The sequence below is a fragment of the Microbacterium marinilacus genome, from assembly GCF_019753765.1.
GTDB lineage: Bacteria > Actinomycetota > Actinomycetes > Actinomycetales > Microbacteriaceae > Microbacterium > Microbacterium marinilacus.
Window position 1 is genome coordinate 20,307 of sequence record NZ_JAIJZW010000013.1, and the last position, 15,075, is coordinate 35,381.

Genomic DNA, 15,075 nt, shown 5'->3' on the forward strand with positions numbered 1-15,075 from the left:
CCCCCCGCCCGGGGGGGGGCGCGCCCCCCCCCCCCCCCCCCGGGGGGGCCCCCCCCCCCCCCCCCCCCCCCCCCCCCCCTCCGGGGACCCCTCGCCCTCCGAGCGCCCGGTGCGCGTGCTGTCCTTCTCGCAGAGGCTCAGCCGCTGGGACGTGCGGATCTCGCCGTACCTCTACATCTCGCCGTTCTTCCTCCTGTTCGCGGTCGTCGGCCTGTTCCCGATCGTGTACACGGCCGTCATCTCCTTCATGGACTGGGACCAGATCCGCCGCTCGGGCGAGTTCATCGGCTTCGACCAGTACACGTGGATCCTGTCGCAGCCCAAGTTCTGGGTCGCCCTGCGCAACACGTTCAGCATCTTCCTGCTCTCGAGCGTCCCCCAGCTGATCCTCGCGATGTTCATCGCGGTCATGCTCGACAAGCACATCCGGGCCAAGACGTTCTGGCGCATGAGCGTGCTGCTGCCCTACGTGGTGGCGCCCGTCGCCGTCGGCCTCATCTTCAACGCGCTGTTCGCCGACCAGTCCGGCCAGATCAACGCCTGGCTCGGGTTCTTCGGGCTCGGCCCCATCCCCTGGCACGTCGAGCCGTTCTGGAGCCACGTCGCCATCTCGACGATGGTCAACTACCGCTGGACCGGCTACAACGCCCTCATCCTGCTCGCCGCGATGCAGGCCATCCCGCGCGACTACTACGAGGCGGCGACGGTCGACGGGGCGGGCACGTTCCGCCAGTTCTGGAGCATCACGCTGCCCTCGCTGAAGCCGACGCTGATCTTCGTGATCATCACGTCGACCATCGGCGGACTGCAGATCTTCGACGAGCCCCGCATGTTCGACCAGTTCGGTCGCGGCGGCGCCGCGCAGCAGTGGCTCACGATCACCCTGTACCTCTACGACATCGGCTGGGAGGAGTGGAACTTCGGCCGCGCGGCCGCGCTCGCCTGGCTGCTGTTCATCATCATCCTGGCCATCGGCCTCATCAACCTGCTCGTCACCCGCACCCTCGTGCGCGATGAGGGAGCACGCGGCGGAGCGGTCACGCGGGCACAGCGCCGCGCGGCGAAGCGCGCGGCGGCCCGGCGAGCTTCCTCGGCGAAGGAGACGCAGCGATGACAGATCAGCAGGTCTTCAAGGCCCCCGCGGGCGAGAGCGTCGCGACCGCCACGATCGTGACGGGCCGGACGGGCCGCCGAGCCGTGCGCATCCGCGGCAGTCGGCCGGGCTTCTGGGTGTACGCCGGACTCGCCGTGGTGCTCGTCGCCAGCGTCTTCCCGCTGTACTTCTCGTTCCTGATCGGATCGGGGGACGCGCAGACGCTGCGCAACCCCGACAAGTCGTGGATCCCGGGCGGCAACTTCATCGAGAACGCGCTGTCGGTCATCAACCAGCCCGCGGTCAACTTCTGGCCCGCGCTGTGGAACAGCATCTGGAGCTCGACCGTCATCGCCCTCAGCGTCGTGGTGTTCTCGACGCTGGCGGGCTGGGCGTTCGCCAAGCTGCGCTTCCCCGGCGGCCCCGCCCTGCTCGCCTTCGTCGTCGCGACGATGGCGGTGCCGCAGCAGCTGGCGGTCGTCCCGCTGTACGTGCTGTTCAGCGAGTTCGGCTGGACCGGTCAGGTCGGCGCGATCATCGTCCCGGCCCTCACGAGCGCGTTCGGGGTCTTCTGGATGACGCAGTACCTGCGTCAGACGGTGCCGGACGAGCTCATCGAGGCGGCGCGAATGGACGGCGCGTCCATGATCCGCACGTTCTGGACGGTCGGCGTCACCGCCGCACGCCCGGCCGCCGCGATGCTGTTCCTGTTCACGTTCGTGACCGCGTGGAACAACTTCTTCTGGCCGTTCATCGTGCTCGACCGCCAGAACCCGACGCTGCCCGTGGCGCTCGCGCTGCTGCAGTCCAACTACTTCGTCGACTACTCGATCGTTCTCGCCGGTGTGGTGCTCGCCACGCTGCCGCTCCTGCTGCTCTTCGTGGTCGCGGGCAAGCAGCTTGTCAGCGGCATCATGGCCGGCGCTGTGAAGGGATGACCCCGCTATGACCCGTTCGTTCCCTCCCGCCTTCCTGTTCGGCGCCGCCACGGCGGCGTACCAGATCGAGGGCGCGGCCTTCGAGGACGGCCGCACCGCGTCCATCTGGGACCACTTCGCCCGGGTACCCGGCGCGGTCATCAACGCCGACAACGGCGACGTGGCCACCGACCACTACCGCCTCTACCGCGAGGACGTCGCGCTGATGAAGCGGCTCGGCCTGCAGACGTACCGCTTCTCGACGTCCTGGTCGCGCGTTCGTCCCGACGGCGGCCCGGTCAACCAGAAGGGCATCGACTTCTACAGCCGTCTCGTCGACGAGCTGCTCGAGGCCGACATCCTGCCCTGGCTCACGCTGCACCACTGGGACATGCCGCAGGCGCTCGAGGAGAAGGGCGGCTGGACGTCGCGCGACACCGTCGACCGCTTCGTCGAGTACGCGCTCAGCATGCACGACGCGCTCGGCGACCGCGTCACGAAGTGGACGACGCACAACGAGCCGTGGTGCTCGTCGTTCCTGTCCTACACGGCCGGCGCCCACGCGCCCGGACGCCAGAGCGTGCGCGACGGGCTGCTCGCCTCGCACCACCTCCTGCTCTCCCACGGCCGTACCGTGCAGGAGCTGCGTGGCCGCGACGAGGGCCTGGACCTCGGCATCACGCTGAACCTCACCAACGGCGAGCCGGTCGACCCGCAGGACCCGGGCGACCGCGACGCCGCGCGGCGCATCGACGGCCAGTTCAACCGGTGGTTCCTCGAGCCCATCTTCCGCGGCGCCTACCCGGCCGACGCGGTCGAGGACATCCGCGCGGTCGACGCGGCGGCGGTCGCCGAGTTCGAGGCGGCCGTCCAGGACGGCGACCTCGCGGCGGCGGCGGCGCCGATCGACTTCCTCGGCGTGAACTACTACCACGGAGAGTTCGTGTCCGGACGGCCGTCCGAGACGCCCGTCCGGGGTGGCGAGGCGCCCACCGACCGTCCCACCGGGTCGCCCTTCCCGGCGGCGCAGAGCGTCTTCTGGCATGAGCGAGGCTATGACCGCACCAACATGGGCTGGGAGGTCGACTTCGCCGGTCTGACCGACCTGCTCACGCGGGTCTCGGACGACTACGCCGCAGCCGCCGGCGTGCCCCTGTACGTCACCGAGAACGGCGCGGCCTACGACGACGAGGTGACGGACGGCGCGGTGCACGACGCCGAGCGCGTCGCCTTCGTCCGCGGCCACGTGGCCGCGGTGCTCGACGCGATCGAGGCGGGAGCGGACGTCCGGGGCTACTTCTACTGGTCGCTGCTCGACAACTACGAGTGGGCCTGGGGCTACGAGAAGCGCTTCGGCATCGTGCACGTCGACTACGACTCGCAGGTACGGACCGTCAAGGACAGCGGACACGAGTACGCGCGCATCATCGCGGCGCGCGCCGTCGACGCTCAGACGGTCGCCGCACCCGTAGCCTGAGCACGATGTCCATGGAACGCGCCGGCGCCGCCACGATCGAAGAGGTCGCGGCGCGCGCCGGCGTGTCCCGCTCCACGGTGTCACGTGTGCTGGGCGGCGGCGACCGGGTCAGCCCGCAGGCGCTCGAGGCGGTGCGCCACGCGATCGCCGAGCTCAACTACGTGCCCAACCGTGCCGCGCGCTCGCTCGCGAGTCGGCAGACGCACGCCGTCGCCCTCGTCGTCCCCGAGGACACCACCCGGTTCTTCGGCGACCCGTTCTTCGCGGCGATCGTCACCGGCATCAACGCGCGCCTGTCGCGATCCGACCACGTGCTGAACCTGTTCATCGCCTCGGACGACCCGGGGGACAAGGCCACCTCGTACCTCACGGCGGGCAACGTCGACGGGGCGCTGGTGGTCTCGCACCACACCAGCGACACGTTCGTCGAGCGCATCAACCAGTCGGTCCCGGTGGTCTTCGGCGGGCGTTCCCCGCGAGGCCGCGAGGACGACTACTACGTCGACGTCGACAACGTGGAGGGCGGCAGGATCGCGACCCGGCACCTCGTCGAGCGGGGACATCGGCGCATCGCGACCATCGCCGGCCCTCTCGACATGCCCGCGGGCGTCGACCGCCTGCGGGGGTTCCGCGAGGTGCTGGCCGACGCCGGGCTCGCCCCCGGTCCGGTCGAGGACGGCGACTTCACCGCCGACGGCGGGGCGGCCGCGATGCGACGCGTCCTCGCCGCCGGCGATCGGCCCGACGCGCTGTTCGTCGCGAGCGACCTCATGGCGCGCGGCGCGATCGGCGTGCTGCAGGAGCGCGGGCTGCGCGTGCCCGACGACGTCGCGATCGTCGGCTTCGACGACTCGCCCGTCGCGACCAGCCTGCCCCCGCGGCTCACCACCGTGCGCCAGCCGTCGCGCGATCAGGGCGAGGCGATGACCGAGGTGCTGCTCGCGCGCCTGGCCGGGCTCGACCCGCCGCACGCGACGATCCTGCAGACCGAGCTGCTCATCCGAGACACCGCGTAGCCGCGCGTCTCGCCGCCGGGTCCGAGCCCTCGACGGCGGGTCGTGCCGGCCGGTAGCGTGGCGGCATGCCGTTCGTCTTCTCGCTGCTGGTGCTGGCGTTCTCCATCGTGACGCTGATCGACATCATCACGCGCGACGAGGGCCAGGTGAAGCACCTGCCGAAGCTGTTCTGGATCATCCTCGCGATCATCATCCCGGTGGTGGGCGGCATCTGCTGGTGGGCCGTCGGGCGTGAGTACCCCGAGCGGCCCGTGCGGCAGGCGCCTGCCTATTCGTCGGGCGGCCGGGGCGCGTCGACGCCGCGCGTGCGCATCGTCGACGATCGCCGGATGGACGCCCGCACCACGGAGCAGCAGTTGGCAGATCTCGAACGGGAGATCGAGGAGGAGCGGCTGCGCGCCGAGATCGCACGTCGCCGGAGCGAGCGCGGCGAAGCCTAGGAGGCGGCGCGGGTTCAGGGCGCTGCGACGATCTCGGCCTTGAAGCCTGACGGGCTCTCCAGCCACCCGGCGTAGTGGTCGGGGCCGCCGGCGTGCGGGTACCGGTCCGCGTACAGCGGCGTCCAGCCGTGCCGCGCCGCCCCGCCCACGATCCGGTCGACGTCCGCCCGCGATCCGCCGTGGAACGCCAGATGGTTCAGCCCCTCGCGGCGTCTGTCATGCCCGCCCGCCTGCAGCGGCGCCTCGGTGAAGGCGAGGTAGGTCGCCCCCGCGCGCCACGCGAAGCCGCCCGCCCACTCGCCGTCCGGCTGCCACCCGAGCTCGCCCAGCAACCAGCCCCACTCCGCCGCCGCCTGCTCGGCGGAGCCGACCCAGATCTCCACGTGGTGCAGCCCCGCCGTCATCCGGCCCGTCCCGTCTCGTGCACCTCGTCATCGTAGGCGTCCGCGGGGGCGCGATTGGCCCGCGCGCCGTGCCCGCCGCGGGCGGCAGGATCGGAGGATGAGCGAGTACGAGTTCTCATCCGATGCCGCGCTCCTCGACGGCGACTGGGTGCATCGGACGCTGCGAGAGCACGCGTACTGGGCGCACGACCGCTCTCGCGAGGTGCAGGACGCGGCGAACGCCGGATCGCGGTGCTTCGGCGTCTACGAGCGTGGGACGGGCCGGCAGGTCGCGTTCGCGCGGGTGGTCACGGACGGCGCCACGTTCGGCTGGCTCGCCGACGTGATCGTCGATCCGGAGCGCCGCGGCCTCGGCCTGGGCAAGCTGCTCGTGGAGGGGATCGTCGAGGAGCTCGACGCCCTCGGCCTCCGGCGCACCCTGCTGATGACCCGCGACGCGCACACCCTGTACGGGCGTCACGGCTGGGAGCCGGCGGCGCCGGTGGGGGACTGGCTGGTGCGTTGGCGGCACTGAGCCTGCGCGCGCGCCGACCCGGCATGCCTGCGCCGAGCCGGCATCGGATCCCATGCCGGCTCGCAGACCGGATGTGGGCTCGTCGCCGGTCGTTTCCCTGCGTCCTCTACCCTGTGCGTCGTGAACGCCCGGGACAGAGGACGGGGCGGCTGTCGATGACCCGCTATCCGGAGATCGCCGACGACCTGCGCCGCCGAGTCCTGCAGGGCGAGCTGCCCGCGGGCGCGAGGCTGCCGGCCGAGATGGCCCTGGCGGCCGACTACGGCGTCTCCCGCGGAGTCATCCGCAACGCCCTCGCCGCACTGCAGCGCCGCGGTCTCGTCACATCGCACCCGGGAGCGGGATGGCAGGTGAGTCCGGCGTTCCAGCCTCAGGAGTTCGCCGAGCTCCGCTCGTTCGCCCAGTGGGCGCGGTCGCGACGCATGACGCCGGGCGGCCGTGTCGTGCGACAGCGCCGCGTTCCCGCCGATGCCGAGGACGCGCGGAGGCTGCGGATGCCCGTGGGCGACGACGTCCTGCGCGTGACGCGCGTCCGCACCCTCGACGGGCGACCGGTCATGGTGGAGCGGACGACGTACGCGCCGTGGACGATCCCGGCGATCGAGGCGCTGCCGGTCGACGAGCCGTCCGTCATGGCCGCGATGCTCGCGGAGGGGATCGCGACGTCCTACGGCAGCCACCGGATCGACACCGTCGCGGCCTCCGGCGAGGATGCGGAGCTGCTCGGGGTGCGCCGCTCGATGCGGCTCCTGCGCGTGCGCCGAGAGACGTCGGCGCGCGACGGCCGGCCGATCGAATGGGGCGACGACCGGTACGCGCCCGACACGATCACGTTCGAGGTGCACGCGACGGCGACGCGACAGATGGTCGGCCGCGCCGAGGCGTGAGGCGTTTCGGTACAGGTGCGCGCGGCGGGCGCGGTCGATTCGCGCGATCGCCGCGCCGGTCGGGAGCCCGATGCCGGGCGTTCACCCTCCCGTCACCCGCGGATCGTTCGCTTGACCGGAGGGCTCTCGCCCTCGCTTCGTTCCTGGAAGGACCTCGCAGACATGTCTCTGTTCCCGGTAGCCGACACGGGCCGTCGCCGACGCGCACCCCTCCTCGCGGTGCCCGTCGCGCTGGGCGCGCTCCTGCTGTCTCCCACGCTGGTCGCCGCGGCGTCTCCGAACCCCGCCACGAGCGGTCCGGAGCCGATCGCCGTCGAGCGAGAGGCCGCGGGCGGCGAGACGCCCGTCGACCCCGCCGCGCCGATCGACCTCACCGTCCTGCAGTTCAACCTGTGGGGCAAGACCACCTCGGCCGACGTCCTCGCGGAGCTCGGCGCGGACGTCGTCTTCGTCGAGGAGGCGCAGCAGGGCGCGCGGGCGCTGGCGTCGGATCTCGGCTTCGAGTACCACTCGACGGGAGGCAGCGCCGGCGTGATCTCCCGATACCCGATCGTCGAGACGGACGTGCTGCAGACGCCCGGCACCCAGGGCGGCTGGATGAAGGCGGTGATCCAGGTCGGCGCCACGGAGATCGCCGCGTACGGCGGGCACCTCGAGTACCGGTACTACGCGAACTACCTGCCGCGCGGCTACGCCGGGGACGTGCGCGGAGCGGACTTCCCGAGCGAGTGGCAGGGGTGGGATCGGCTGGCGGCGCCCGTGACCGACGTCGACGCCCTCCTCGCCGCCAACGAGGCGTCCGGTCGGCCCGCCGCCGCTGCCCTCCTCGTCGAGGACATGGAGAGCGAGCGCGCGGCCGGCAGGATCGCCGTCGCCGGCATGGACATGAACGAGGCGTCCGTCTTCGACTGGGACGAGCGCACGGCCGACCTCTACGACCACAACGGGACGGCGGTCCCGTGGCAGACCACGAGCATCCTCGACGAGGCCGGTCTGGTCGACGCGTACCGATCGACCTATCCCGACCCGGTGAGCCACCCCGGGATGACGTGGCCGGCGGACACCCCGAACGTTCCGGTCTCGAGCCTCGCGTGGGCTCCGGAGGCTGATGAGCGTGACCGCATCGACTACATCTTCTACGCGCCCGACGAGCGGCTGAGCCTTGAGAGCACCCGCATCGTCGGACCGCAGGGCGACATCGTGCGCGGCGAGCGGGCCCTGCCGGTGACGAGCGATCCGATCTACACGCCGGAGGCGGCGTGGACGAGCGATCACAAGGCGCTGCAGGCGGACTTCGTCGTCTGCGGCGAGGCATGCCTGGAGGCGAGCGAGCCGGAGGCGCCGGCGTGGGTCGCGGGCCGGGTCTACGACCACGGCGACGTCGTCTCGCACGACGGCGCTGTCTACGTCGCCCAGTGGTGGACGACGGAGGTGCCCGGAGCGTCGACGACCGGGTCCTGGATGGAGCGGGGCGAGCCCGTGGCCTGCGCCGAGGGCGATGTGCGCGCCTGGACCACCTCGCAGGTCTACACGGGCGGTGAGCGCGTGGCCTTCGACGGCCAGGTGTTCGAGGCGAAGTGGTGGACGCGGGACCAGCGGCCCGGCGACCCGTGGGGCCCCTGGTCCGCGACCGGAGCCTGCTGACCCCGCCGCGTCGGCATCCGGCCCAAGACGGGCAGATCGGCCGAGGAGGTGAAGATCCGGGTGGATCTCGCTGACTTCGTCCGATCTGCCCGCCTTCGGCGGGGAGGGTCAGTCCTGCGGGTCGCCGCCGAGCTGGCCGACGGCGGGGATGGGGCCGCCGTCGTCCGCACCGGTGCGCCGGGCGCGGGCGATGAGGTTGCCCAGGTGGTAGATCACGAGCGCCGCGATGGTGCCGAGCACGATGCCGCCGAGCTCGAAGCCGTCCCAGCTCATCGCGAACCCGGCGATGCCGATGACCAGCGCGACCGCCGCCGTGTACTGGTTGACGGGGCGGGAGAAGTCCACGCGGTTGTCGACCCAGATCTTGATGCCGATGATGCCGATGAGGCCGTACAGCGCCGTGGTCACGCCGCCCAGCACGCCCGCGGGGATCGAGTTGAACACCGCGCCGATCTTCGGCGAGAACGCCAGCAGGATCGCCGCGAAGCCCGCGACCCAGTAGACGGCGGTGGAGTAGACGCGGGTCGCCGCCATGACGCCGATGTTCTCGCCGTAGGTCGTCGTGCCCGATCCGCCGCCGAGGCCGGCGAGGGTCGTGGCCGCGCCGTCGGCGATGAGCGCGCGACCCGTGTGCTGGTTGACCGACGAGTCGGTCATGGTCGCCACGCCGCGCACGTGGCCGACGTTCTCGGCGATGAGCACGAGCACGACCGGCAGGAACATCGCGATCGCCGACCACGTGCCGCTCGAGGCGAAGTCGGGTGCATGGAACTCGGGCAGCCCGATCCACGCCGCGTCGCCGATCGTCTCGGCGGGCGTCTTGCCGGTGTCGGCGTTCACCACCCCGAAGTAGCCGCGCGCCGCCGCGAACACGTATCCGACGACGACCCCGAGGAAGATCGAGATCCGTCCCAGGAAGCCCTTGAACAGCACGGCGAACAGGATGACGGACGCCAGCGTGACCGTGGCGGTCAGCGCGTCCGCCTGGAAGCTGGACCAGGCGACGGGCGCGAGGTTGAAGCCGATCAGCGCGACGATGGCGCCGGCGACGACCGGAGGCATCAGCCGGTCGACCCAGGCGAGGCCCGCGAACTGCACGACGAAGCCGATCGCGGCGAGCAGCACGCCCACCGCGACGATGCCGGCGAGCGCCGATCCCATGCCCGCCGACGCGGTCGCCGCCGTCACCGGCGCGATGAAGGCGAACGACGAGCCGAGGTAGCTGGGCAGCCGGTTGCGGGTGACGAGCAGGAACAACAGGGTGCCGAGGCCGCTGAACAGCAGCGTCGTCGACACGGGGAAGCCGGTGATGGTGGGCACCAGGAACGTCGCCCCGAACATCGCGACGACATGCTGGACGCCCATCGCGATCGTGGCGGGCCAGTTCAGGCGTTCGTGGGGGGCGACGACGCTGCCGGCTTCGACGGTGCGGCCGTTGCCGTGGACGGTCCACAGGGGCATGGGGCTCCTTCAGGCGGAGAGGGGGCGGAAGGCAATCGGTCAACGATACTGCCCACGAGGTTTCGCGCCCGTGTCGGAGGGGATCGGCGTCGGGAGTGGCCTATCCGGCGGTCGTCCGCGTCGCTAGCATGAGCGCGTCGGGCACCCTCCGGCGGCGTGGGACGAGCGTCGCGGGGGCAGAGGGGGGACCTCGCGGCCGCGGACGCGCGAAGGGAGCGTGTGATGAAGCATCTGTCCGGCCGGCGCGCACCGCGCGGCCTCGCGGCCCTGGCTGTCGGCGTCGCGGCGGTCCTCGCCCTGACCGCCGGGGCGGTGGCTCCCGCGAAGAGGCCGCCCTCCCCGAAGCCGCTCACCGCCGAGAGCTGCGCCGAGCTGCCGGGCTATGCGATCTCCGCCAAGCGGATCGATCTGCGCACGAGGGGCGCGTTCGTCGAGACGGCGACGTGGCAGGACGGCTATTGCGCGGTGACCGGGTGGATCCGCGCGGTCAGCGCACCGCAGGACATGCAGTTCCAGGTCAACCTGCCGGCCGACTGGAACGGGCGCGCGCTGCAGTTCGGCGGCGGCGGCTTCGACGGCACTCTCGTCACCGCGACGGGCGCCTACACCGCCCAGCCCGCGGGCGAGCCGACGGCGCTGGAGCAGGGCTGGGTGACGCTCGGCAGCGACGGCGGGCACCAGGGCGGTCCGGGTTTCGACGGCTCGTTCCAGACGGATCCGGAGCTGCTGCGCAACTTCGGTCAGGAGTCGGTGAAGAAGGCCCACGACGCGGCCTGGGCGGTGATCGGCAGAGCCTACGGGCGAACGCCCGACTGGTCGTACTTCATCGGCGGCTCGCAGGGCGGCCACGAGGCGCTGGACGCCGCCGCCCGCTACCCGCGGGACTACGACGGCGTCATCGCCAACTATCCGGCGTACAACGTCACGATGATGCATATCGGCGCCGTCAACTTCCGCGACGCGCTCCTCATCGACGGCGGCGCGGGGTGGATGAGCTCGGCCGAGGTGACGACGCTCACCGACGCCGTCTACGAGACCTGCGATCCCCTGGACGGCGCGGTCGACGGCATCGTCAGCGACGTCGGCGGGTGCGACGCGATCTTCGACGTGTCGACGGTGCGATGCCCCGACGGCGCCGACACCGGCGACGACTGCCTGTCGGATGCGCAGATCCAGGCCGTCGAGAAGATGGCCACCGACTACGACCTCGGCATCGAGATCGAGGGCAACAGCATCTTCGCCAAGAGCGCGCTGCTGCAGGGCGCGCTCTATCAGGGCGTCGCGGGATTCGGCGCGGGGCCGTACGCCCAGGGACTGCAGTTCTCGGTCCTCGACGCGACGTCGCGCTATGGCGTGGCGCGCGGCGACCCCGATCACGACACGTACGCGTTCGATCCCGCCGAGCACGTGCGACGCATCCAGCGGCTCGGCGAGATCATGGACGTCACCGACGTCTCGCTCAGCCGGTTCCGCGCCCACGGCGGCAAGGTCATCCTGACGCACGGCACGATCGACGACTTCATCACGCCGTACAACACCGTGCAGTACCACGACCGGCTGGAGCAGGAGTTCGGCCACCGGCTCGACGGCTTCGCCCGGTTCTACATGGTGCCCGGCTGGGGCCACGGACTGGGCGTCTTCGCCGCCCAGTACGACGGCCTCTCGGCGATCGTCGACTGGGTCGAGAGCGGCACGCCGCCGTCCGGGCTCGTCGCGCGGGACGGCAACGAGGGCGCCGACCGCACCCGGCCGATGTGCGAGTACCCGGCGTGGCCGCAGTACTCGGGCACCGGGTCGGTGGACGACGCGTCGTCGTTCACGTGCGTCACCGACTGAGGCGTGGACACCGCGGGGCAGCGGACGCAACCGGCGCCGGTTCGCGGGACCGTCGCGTGCCTCCGTAGGCTTGAGGCTTACGCGACCGACATACGTAACGAGCGATCCGATCGATGAGCGAGATGAAGATGAGTGAAGATGTACACGCAGACGGGGCCGATGCGAGGCCGCAGGACAAGCCCGTCACCAAGGTGATCAGGGAGGTGACGCACCCCGCCCTCATCCCCGGGATCGGCGTGGAGGACACGGGCAAGAAGTTCTCGACGAACTGGCTCGTCTTCGGCATCGCCGGCGTGCTGGTGCTCGCGGTGGTGGTGTGGGGCTTCGCCGCGCCGCAGAGCATCAGCGACACCGGCGCGGCATCGCTCGGCTGGGTGATGGAGAACTTCGGCTGGATGTTCTCCCTGCTCGCCATCGCGACCGTGGTGTTCATGATGGTCGTCGGCTACGGCCGCACGGGCGGCATCCGCCTCGGCTCCGACGAGGAGACCCCGGAGTTCTCGACGGTGTCATGGATCGCGATGCTCTTCTCCGCGGGCATGGGCATCGGCCTGCTGTTCTGGGGGCCGGCAGAGCCGCTGTCCTACTTCCTCGACGTGCCGACCGGCTTCGACGCCGCCGACGGCTCGCGCGAGGCGATGCATCTCGCCCTCGCCCAGTCGTACCTGCACTGGGGTCCGATGGCCTGGGCGTTCTACGCGCTGGTCGGCGGCGCGATCGCCTACGCCGCGTACCGACGCGGCCGCGCCCCGCTCATCTCGGCGATCTTCGCCCCGATCTTCAAGGAGCGCACCGAAGGCTGGATGGGTGCGGTGATCGACGTCTTCGCGATCATCGTCACGCTGTTCGGCACCGCGGTGACGCTGGGCATGGGTGCGCTGCAGATCGCGAGCGGAGCCGAGTTCGTCACGGGGATCGGCCCGCTGGGCAACGGCGCGCTCATCGTCATCGTCACCGTGCTGACCGCGGCGTTCGTGGTGTCGGCGGTCTCGGGGGTCAAGCGCGGCATCCGTCTGCTGTCGAACATCAACATGGTGATCGCCCTCGTCATCGGCGTCCTGCTGTTCGTGCTCGGACCGACCCTGCTGCTGCTCAACATGGTGCCGGCGTCGGTGTCGGCGTTCTTCGCAGAGCTCGGCACGATGCTGATGAGGAACCCGGCGCAGGGCGAGGATGCAGCCGCGTTCGTCGACAGCTGGACCAACTACTACTGGGCGTGGTGGATCTCGTGGACGCCGTTCGTCGGCATGTTCATCGCGAAGATCTCCCGTGGTCGCACGATCCGCGAGTTCACCACCGTGGTCATCGTCGTGCCCGCGTTCGTCTGCATCGTCTGGTTCGGCATCATGGGCGGCTCGGCGATGTACTTCGACGAGCTCACCGGCACCGTCGGCCAGGCGATGGCCGACGGCGGCACCGAGGCGGTGCTCTTCGCCGTGCTCGATCAGCTCCCGCTCGGCGGCGTGCTGTCGGTTCTCGCCATGATCTCTATCATCCTGTTCTTCGTGACGTCCGCCGACTCGGCCGCGATCGTGATGGGCTCGATGAGCCAGCGCGGCAAGCCCGAGCCGTCCACGTGGGTCACGATCGCGTGGGGCGTGCTGCTCGGCGCCGCCGCGCTCGCGCTGCTCCTCGCCGGCGGCCAGACCGCGCTGTCGGGCCTGCAGTCGATCATGGTCGTGACGGCGCTGCCGTTCGCGCTGATCGTCATCGGCATCATCGTGTCGTGGGCGCGCGAGCTCTCCACCGATCCGTACATCCTGCGACGCCGGTTCGCCCGCGCGGCGATCGCGCAGGGCGTGCGCCTCGGCATCGAGGAGCACGGCGACGACTTCGTGTTCGGGGCGACGGAGGTCGCCTCCGACCAGGGCGCCGGAGCCGGCATCGACACCGAGGACCCGGCTCTGGTGGAGTGGTACGCCACGGCGACCGAGCAGATCCCGATCGTCACGGCCGACGACGTGCGGCGCACGCTCGAGCCGGGGCGCATCCAGCCGAAGGGCGCGGAGCGTCCCGACCACGCCGCGTCGGGCGAGGCGTCGCTGGTCGTCGGCGAGGGCCGTCGAGCCCGCCGCCCCGCTCAGACGCCGGAGCCGCCCGCGGAGCCGCCGGCCGACGCCTGACGACGGCCGTCACCCGGGACCGCGCGCCTCTCGGGGCGTGCGCCCCTAGGAAGCGGTGTCGTACGAGATCTCGACGCGGCGGTTGACGGACTGGTCGCCCTTCCCCTCCTGGACGAGCAGCTCGCTCTCACCGTGCCCGGTGACGGTGAGCTGCACGTCGGGGCGGGCGTCGCGAAGCACGTCGGCGACGGCGTCCGCGCGCCGCTGGGACAGGTCGTCGTTGTAGGCGTCGTCGCCGATCGAGTCGGTGTGCCCGTCGACGGCGACGGCGGCGCCGTCGGGGATCTCGTCCGCCAGGTCGGCGATCGCGGCGCTCGCCGCGTCGGTGAGGTCGGCGGAGTCGAACGCGAACAGCAGGTCCGACGTCAGGCGCACGGTCCGGTGCTCGTTCTCCTCGACGGTCTGCTCGGCCTCGACGGTCGAAGCTGCGGGGTCCAGGTCGATGGTCGACGCGGCGATCATCTCGGCGGTGATCTCGCTGTCGAGGACGTCGTCTGACGTGTCCGCGTGCGCCGCGCCCCCGAGGAGGACGAGCGCCGCCGCGGCGGCCGCGGCCACGGTGAGGCGGGTCATCGTGCGTCGTCCACGTACTCGACGGGGATCTGCGTGAACCCGGGCAGGCCGTCGCCGAGCAGCACGTCGACGGTCTCCGGCTCGCCCTCCGGCGAGGGCAGCAGCACGCTCATCTCGATCGTGCTGCCGGCGGGCAGCTCGCCGAGGGCGCCGTTCGACACGGTGCCCATGACGTAGAGGTCGCACTGCTGGCGGGCGAGCACGTCTCCGTTCCAGTCGCAGCCCGGGCTCGTGCTGAACGGCCGGTACGCCTTCAGCGCCGCGGCGTCGGTGATCGTCGGGGCGACGCCGAGGCCCAGGTCGGAGAAGCTGGCGTCGGCGGGCTCGCCGCCGTCGCGGGTGAGCGCGTAGCGCAGGTGCATCACCTCGCCGTCGGCGGTGATCGACCGCACGACCGAGGTTATGACCCCCTTGTCGCCGAGGTCGGTGGCGGCCTCCGCCAGGACGGCGTCGCTGTTGGCGGACGCGCCCGCGTCCTGCGACGGCTCGCCGGACGGCTCCGCGGACGCGCCGGGGTCGGCGGCGGCGGAAGACGACGCCGGTGTGGCGGCGTCCTCTCCTGGCGCGCATGCGGTGAGCGCGAGTCCGAGCCCGACCAGCGTGGCGGCGGTCATGGCGAGGGAACGGGATCGACGTGCAGTCGTCATAGGAACCTCCGATCTCATGGATAGCAGATGGGCCGGCTTCCGC

Annotated in this window: 14 protein-coding genes; 10 read left to right on the forward strand and 4 right to left on the reverse strand. The window is 71.5% G+C overall.

The genetic code is table 11. From position 1 onward, the window contains the following. The first annotated feature begins 109 nt into the window (after positions 1 to 109). From K5S26_RS16475 to K5S26_RS16495, 5 genes are all read left to right on the forward strand, one after another. Complete coding sequence (locus K5S26_RS16475) at positions 110 to 1,114, forward strand: carbohydrate ABC transporter permease (RefSeq protein WP_221860219.1); 1,005 nt, start codon at positions 110 to 112, stop codon at positions 1,112 to 1,114. Further along, a complete protein-coding gene (locus K5S26_RS16480; protein ID WP_221860220.1) occupies positions 1,111 to 2,031 on the forward strand; it encodes a carbohydrate ABC transporter permease in 921 nt (306 codons plus the stop codon). The genes K5S26_RS16475 and K5S26_RS16480 overlap by 4 nt, the downstream gene beginning before the upstream one ends. Before the next feature lie 7 nt (positions 2,032 to 2,038). Beyond that, positions 2,039 to 3,487, forward strand: a complete 1,449-nt coding sequence (locus K5S26_RS16485) for a GH1 family beta-glucosidase (RefSeq protein WP_221860221.1) — start codon at positions 2,039 to 2,041, stop codon at positions 3,485 to 3,487. Between the two features lie 5 nt (positions 3,488 to 3,492). Then, on the forward strand, positions 3,493 to 4,503 hold the full coding sequence (locus K5S26_RS16490; RefSeq protein ID WP_372454419.1) for a LacI family DNA-binding transcriptional regulator: 1,011 nt from the start codon (positions 3,493 to 3,495) through the stop codon (positions 4,501 to 4,503). A 65-nt stretch (positions 4,504 to 4,568) separates the two neighbouring features. Continuing rightward, positions 4,569 to 4,943, forward strand: coding sequence for a PLD nuclease N-terminal domain-containing protein (locus K5S26_RS16495; protein ID WP_221860222.1), 375 nt, complete (start codon positions 4,569 to 4,571; stop codon positions 4,941 to 4,943). Between the two features lie 14 nt (positions 4,944 to 4,957). Here the strand turns inward: K5S26_RS16495 and K5S26_RS16500 are convergent, their stop codons facing one another. Continuing rightward, positions 4,958 to 5,347 carry a VOC family protein gene (locus tag K5S26_RS16500; protein WP_221860223.1) on the reverse strand — a complete coding sequence of 130 codons (390 nt, stop codon included), beginning with the start codon at positions 5,345 to 5,347 and terminating at the stop codon, positions 4,958 to 4,960. A 97-nt stretch (positions 5,348 to 5,444) separates the two neighbouring features. Here K5S26_RS16500 and K5S26_RS16505 point away from each other — a divergent pair, with 97 nt between their 5' ends. The 3 genes from K5S26_RS16505 to K5S26_RS16515 all read left to right on the forward strand — a co-directional run bounded on the left by K5S26_RS16505 (position 5,445) and on the right by K5S26_RS16515 (position 8,392). Then, complete coding sequence (locus K5S26_RS16505) at positions 5,445 to 5,861, forward strand: GNAT family N-acetyltransferase (RefSeq protein ID WP_221860224.1); 417 nt, start codon at positions 5,445 to 5,447, stop codon at positions 5,859 to 5,861. Positions 5,862 to 6,016: 155 nt separating this feature from the next. After that, positions 6,017 to 6,748, forward strand: a complete 732-nt coding sequence (locus K5S26_RS16510) for a GntR family transcriptional regulator (RefSeq protein ID WP_221860226.1) — start codon at positions 6,017 to 6,019, stop codon at positions 6,746 to 6,748. Between the two features lie 162 nt (positions 6,749 to 6,910). Beyond that, a complete protein-coding gene (locus tag K5S26_RS16515; protein WP_246604164.1) occupies positions 6,911 to 8,392 on the forward strand; it encodes a carbohydrate-binding protein in 1,482 nt (493 codons plus the stop codon). A gap of 108 nt (positions 8,393 to 8,500) precedes the next feature. Here K5S26_RS16515 and K5S26_RS16520 read toward each other — a convergent pair whose 3' ends face one another. Further along, a complete protein-coding gene (locus K5S26_RS16520) occupies positions 8,501 to 9,853 on the reverse strand; it encodes a uracil-xanthine permease family protein (protein WP_221860228.1) in 1,353 nt (450 codons plus the stop codon). 222 nt (positions 9,854 to 10,075) lie between these two features. Here K5S26_RS16520 and K5S26_RS16525 point away from each other — a divergent pair, with 222 nt between their 5' ends. Further along, entirely contained in the window at positions 10,076 to 11,689 is a 1,614-nt protein-coding gene (locus K5S26_RS16525) for a tannase/feruloyl esterase family alpha/beta hydrolase (RefSeq protein ID WP_221860230.1), read from the forward strand. Positions 11,690 to 11,817: 128 nt separating this feature from the next. Then, on the forward strand, positions 11,818 to 13,812 hold the full coding sequence (locus tag K5S26_RS16530) for a BCCT family transporter (protein ID WP_246604165.1): 1,995 nt from the start codon (positions 11,818 to 11,820) through the stop codon (positions 13,810 to 13,812). A 45-nt stretch (positions 13,813 to 13,857) separates the two neighbouring features. Here the strand turns inward: K5S26_RS16530 and K5S26_RS16535 are convergent, their stop codons facing one another. Together K5S26_RS16535 and K5S26_RS16540 are read right to left on the reverse strand one after the other, a co-directional pair. Further along, positions 13,858 to 14,385, reverse strand: a complete 528-nt coding sequence (locus tag K5S26_RS16535; RefSeq protein ID WP_221860234.1) for an OmpA family protein — start codon at positions 14,383 to 14,385, stop codon at positions 13,858 to 13,860. Further along, positions 14,382 to 15,032 carry a hypothetical protein gene (locus K5S26_RS16540; RefSeq protein ID WP_221860236.1) on the reverse strand — a complete coding sequence of 217 codons (651 nt, stop codon included), beginning with the start codon at positions 15,030 to 15,032 and terminating at the stop codon, positions 14,382 to 14,384. The genes K5S26_RS16535 and K5S26_RS16540 overlap by 4 nt, the downstream gene beginning before the upstream one ends. Positions 15,033 to 15,075: the final 43 nt, after the last annotated feature.

Excerpts from the sequence above, each read along its gene's own strand:
- K5S26_RS16480 (WP_221860220.1), top strand. The coding sequence starts at position 1,111 with ATGACAGATCAGCAGGTCTTCAAGGCCCCCGCGGGCGAGAGCGTCGCG.
- K5S26_RS16485 (WP_221860221.1), top strand. The coding sequence starts at position 2,039 with ATGACCCGTTCGTTCCCTCCCGCCTTCCTGTTCGGCGCCGCCACGGCG.
- K5S26_RS16490 (WP_372454419.1), top strand. The coding sequence starts at position 3,493 with ATGTCCATGGAACGCGCCGGCGCCGCCACGATCGAAGAGGTCGCGGCG.
- K5S26_RS16495 (WP_221860222.1), top strand. The coding sequence starts at position 4,569 with ATGCCGTTCGTCTTCTCGCTGCTGGTGCTGGCGTTCTCCATCGTGACG.
- K5S26_RS16500 (WP_221860223.1), bottom strand. The coding sequence starts at position 5,347 with ATGACGGCGGGGCTGCACCACGTGGAGATCTGGGTCGGCTCCGCCGAG.
- K5S26_RS16505 (WP_221860224.1), top strand. The coding sequence starts at position 5,445 with ATGAGCGAGTACGAGTTCTCATCCGATGCCGCGCTCCTCGACGGCGAC.
- K5S26_RS16510 (WP_221860226.1), top strand. The coding sequence starts at position 6,017 with ATGACCCGCTATCCGGAGATCGCCGACGACCTGCGCCGCCGAGTCCTG.
- K5S26_RS16515 (WP_246604164.1), top strand. The coding sequence starts at position 6,911 with ATGTCTCTGTTCCCGGTAGCCGACACGGGCCGTCGCCGACGCGCACCC.
- K5S26_RS16520 (WP_221860228.1), bottom strand. The coding sequence starts at position 9,853 with ATGCCCCTGTGGACCGTCCACGGCAACGGCCGCACCGTCGAAGCCGGC.
- K5S26_RS16525 (WP_221860230.1), top strand. The coding sequence starts at position 10,076 with ATGAAGCATCTGTCCGGCCGGCGCGCACCGCGCGGCCTCGCGGCCCTG.
- K5S26_RS16530 (WP_246604165.1), top strand. The coding sequence starts at position 11,818 with ATGAGTGAAGATGTACACGCAGACGGGGCCGATGCGAGGCCGCAGGAC.
- K5S26_RS16535 (WP_221860234.1), bottom strand. The coding sequence starts at position 14,385 with ATGACCCGCCTCACCGTGGCCGCGGCCGCCGCGGCGGCGCTCGTCCTC.
- K5S26_RS16540 (WP_221860236.1), bottom strand. The coding sequence starts at position 15,032 with ATGACGACTGCACGTCGATCCCGTTCCCTCGCCATGACCGCCGCCACG.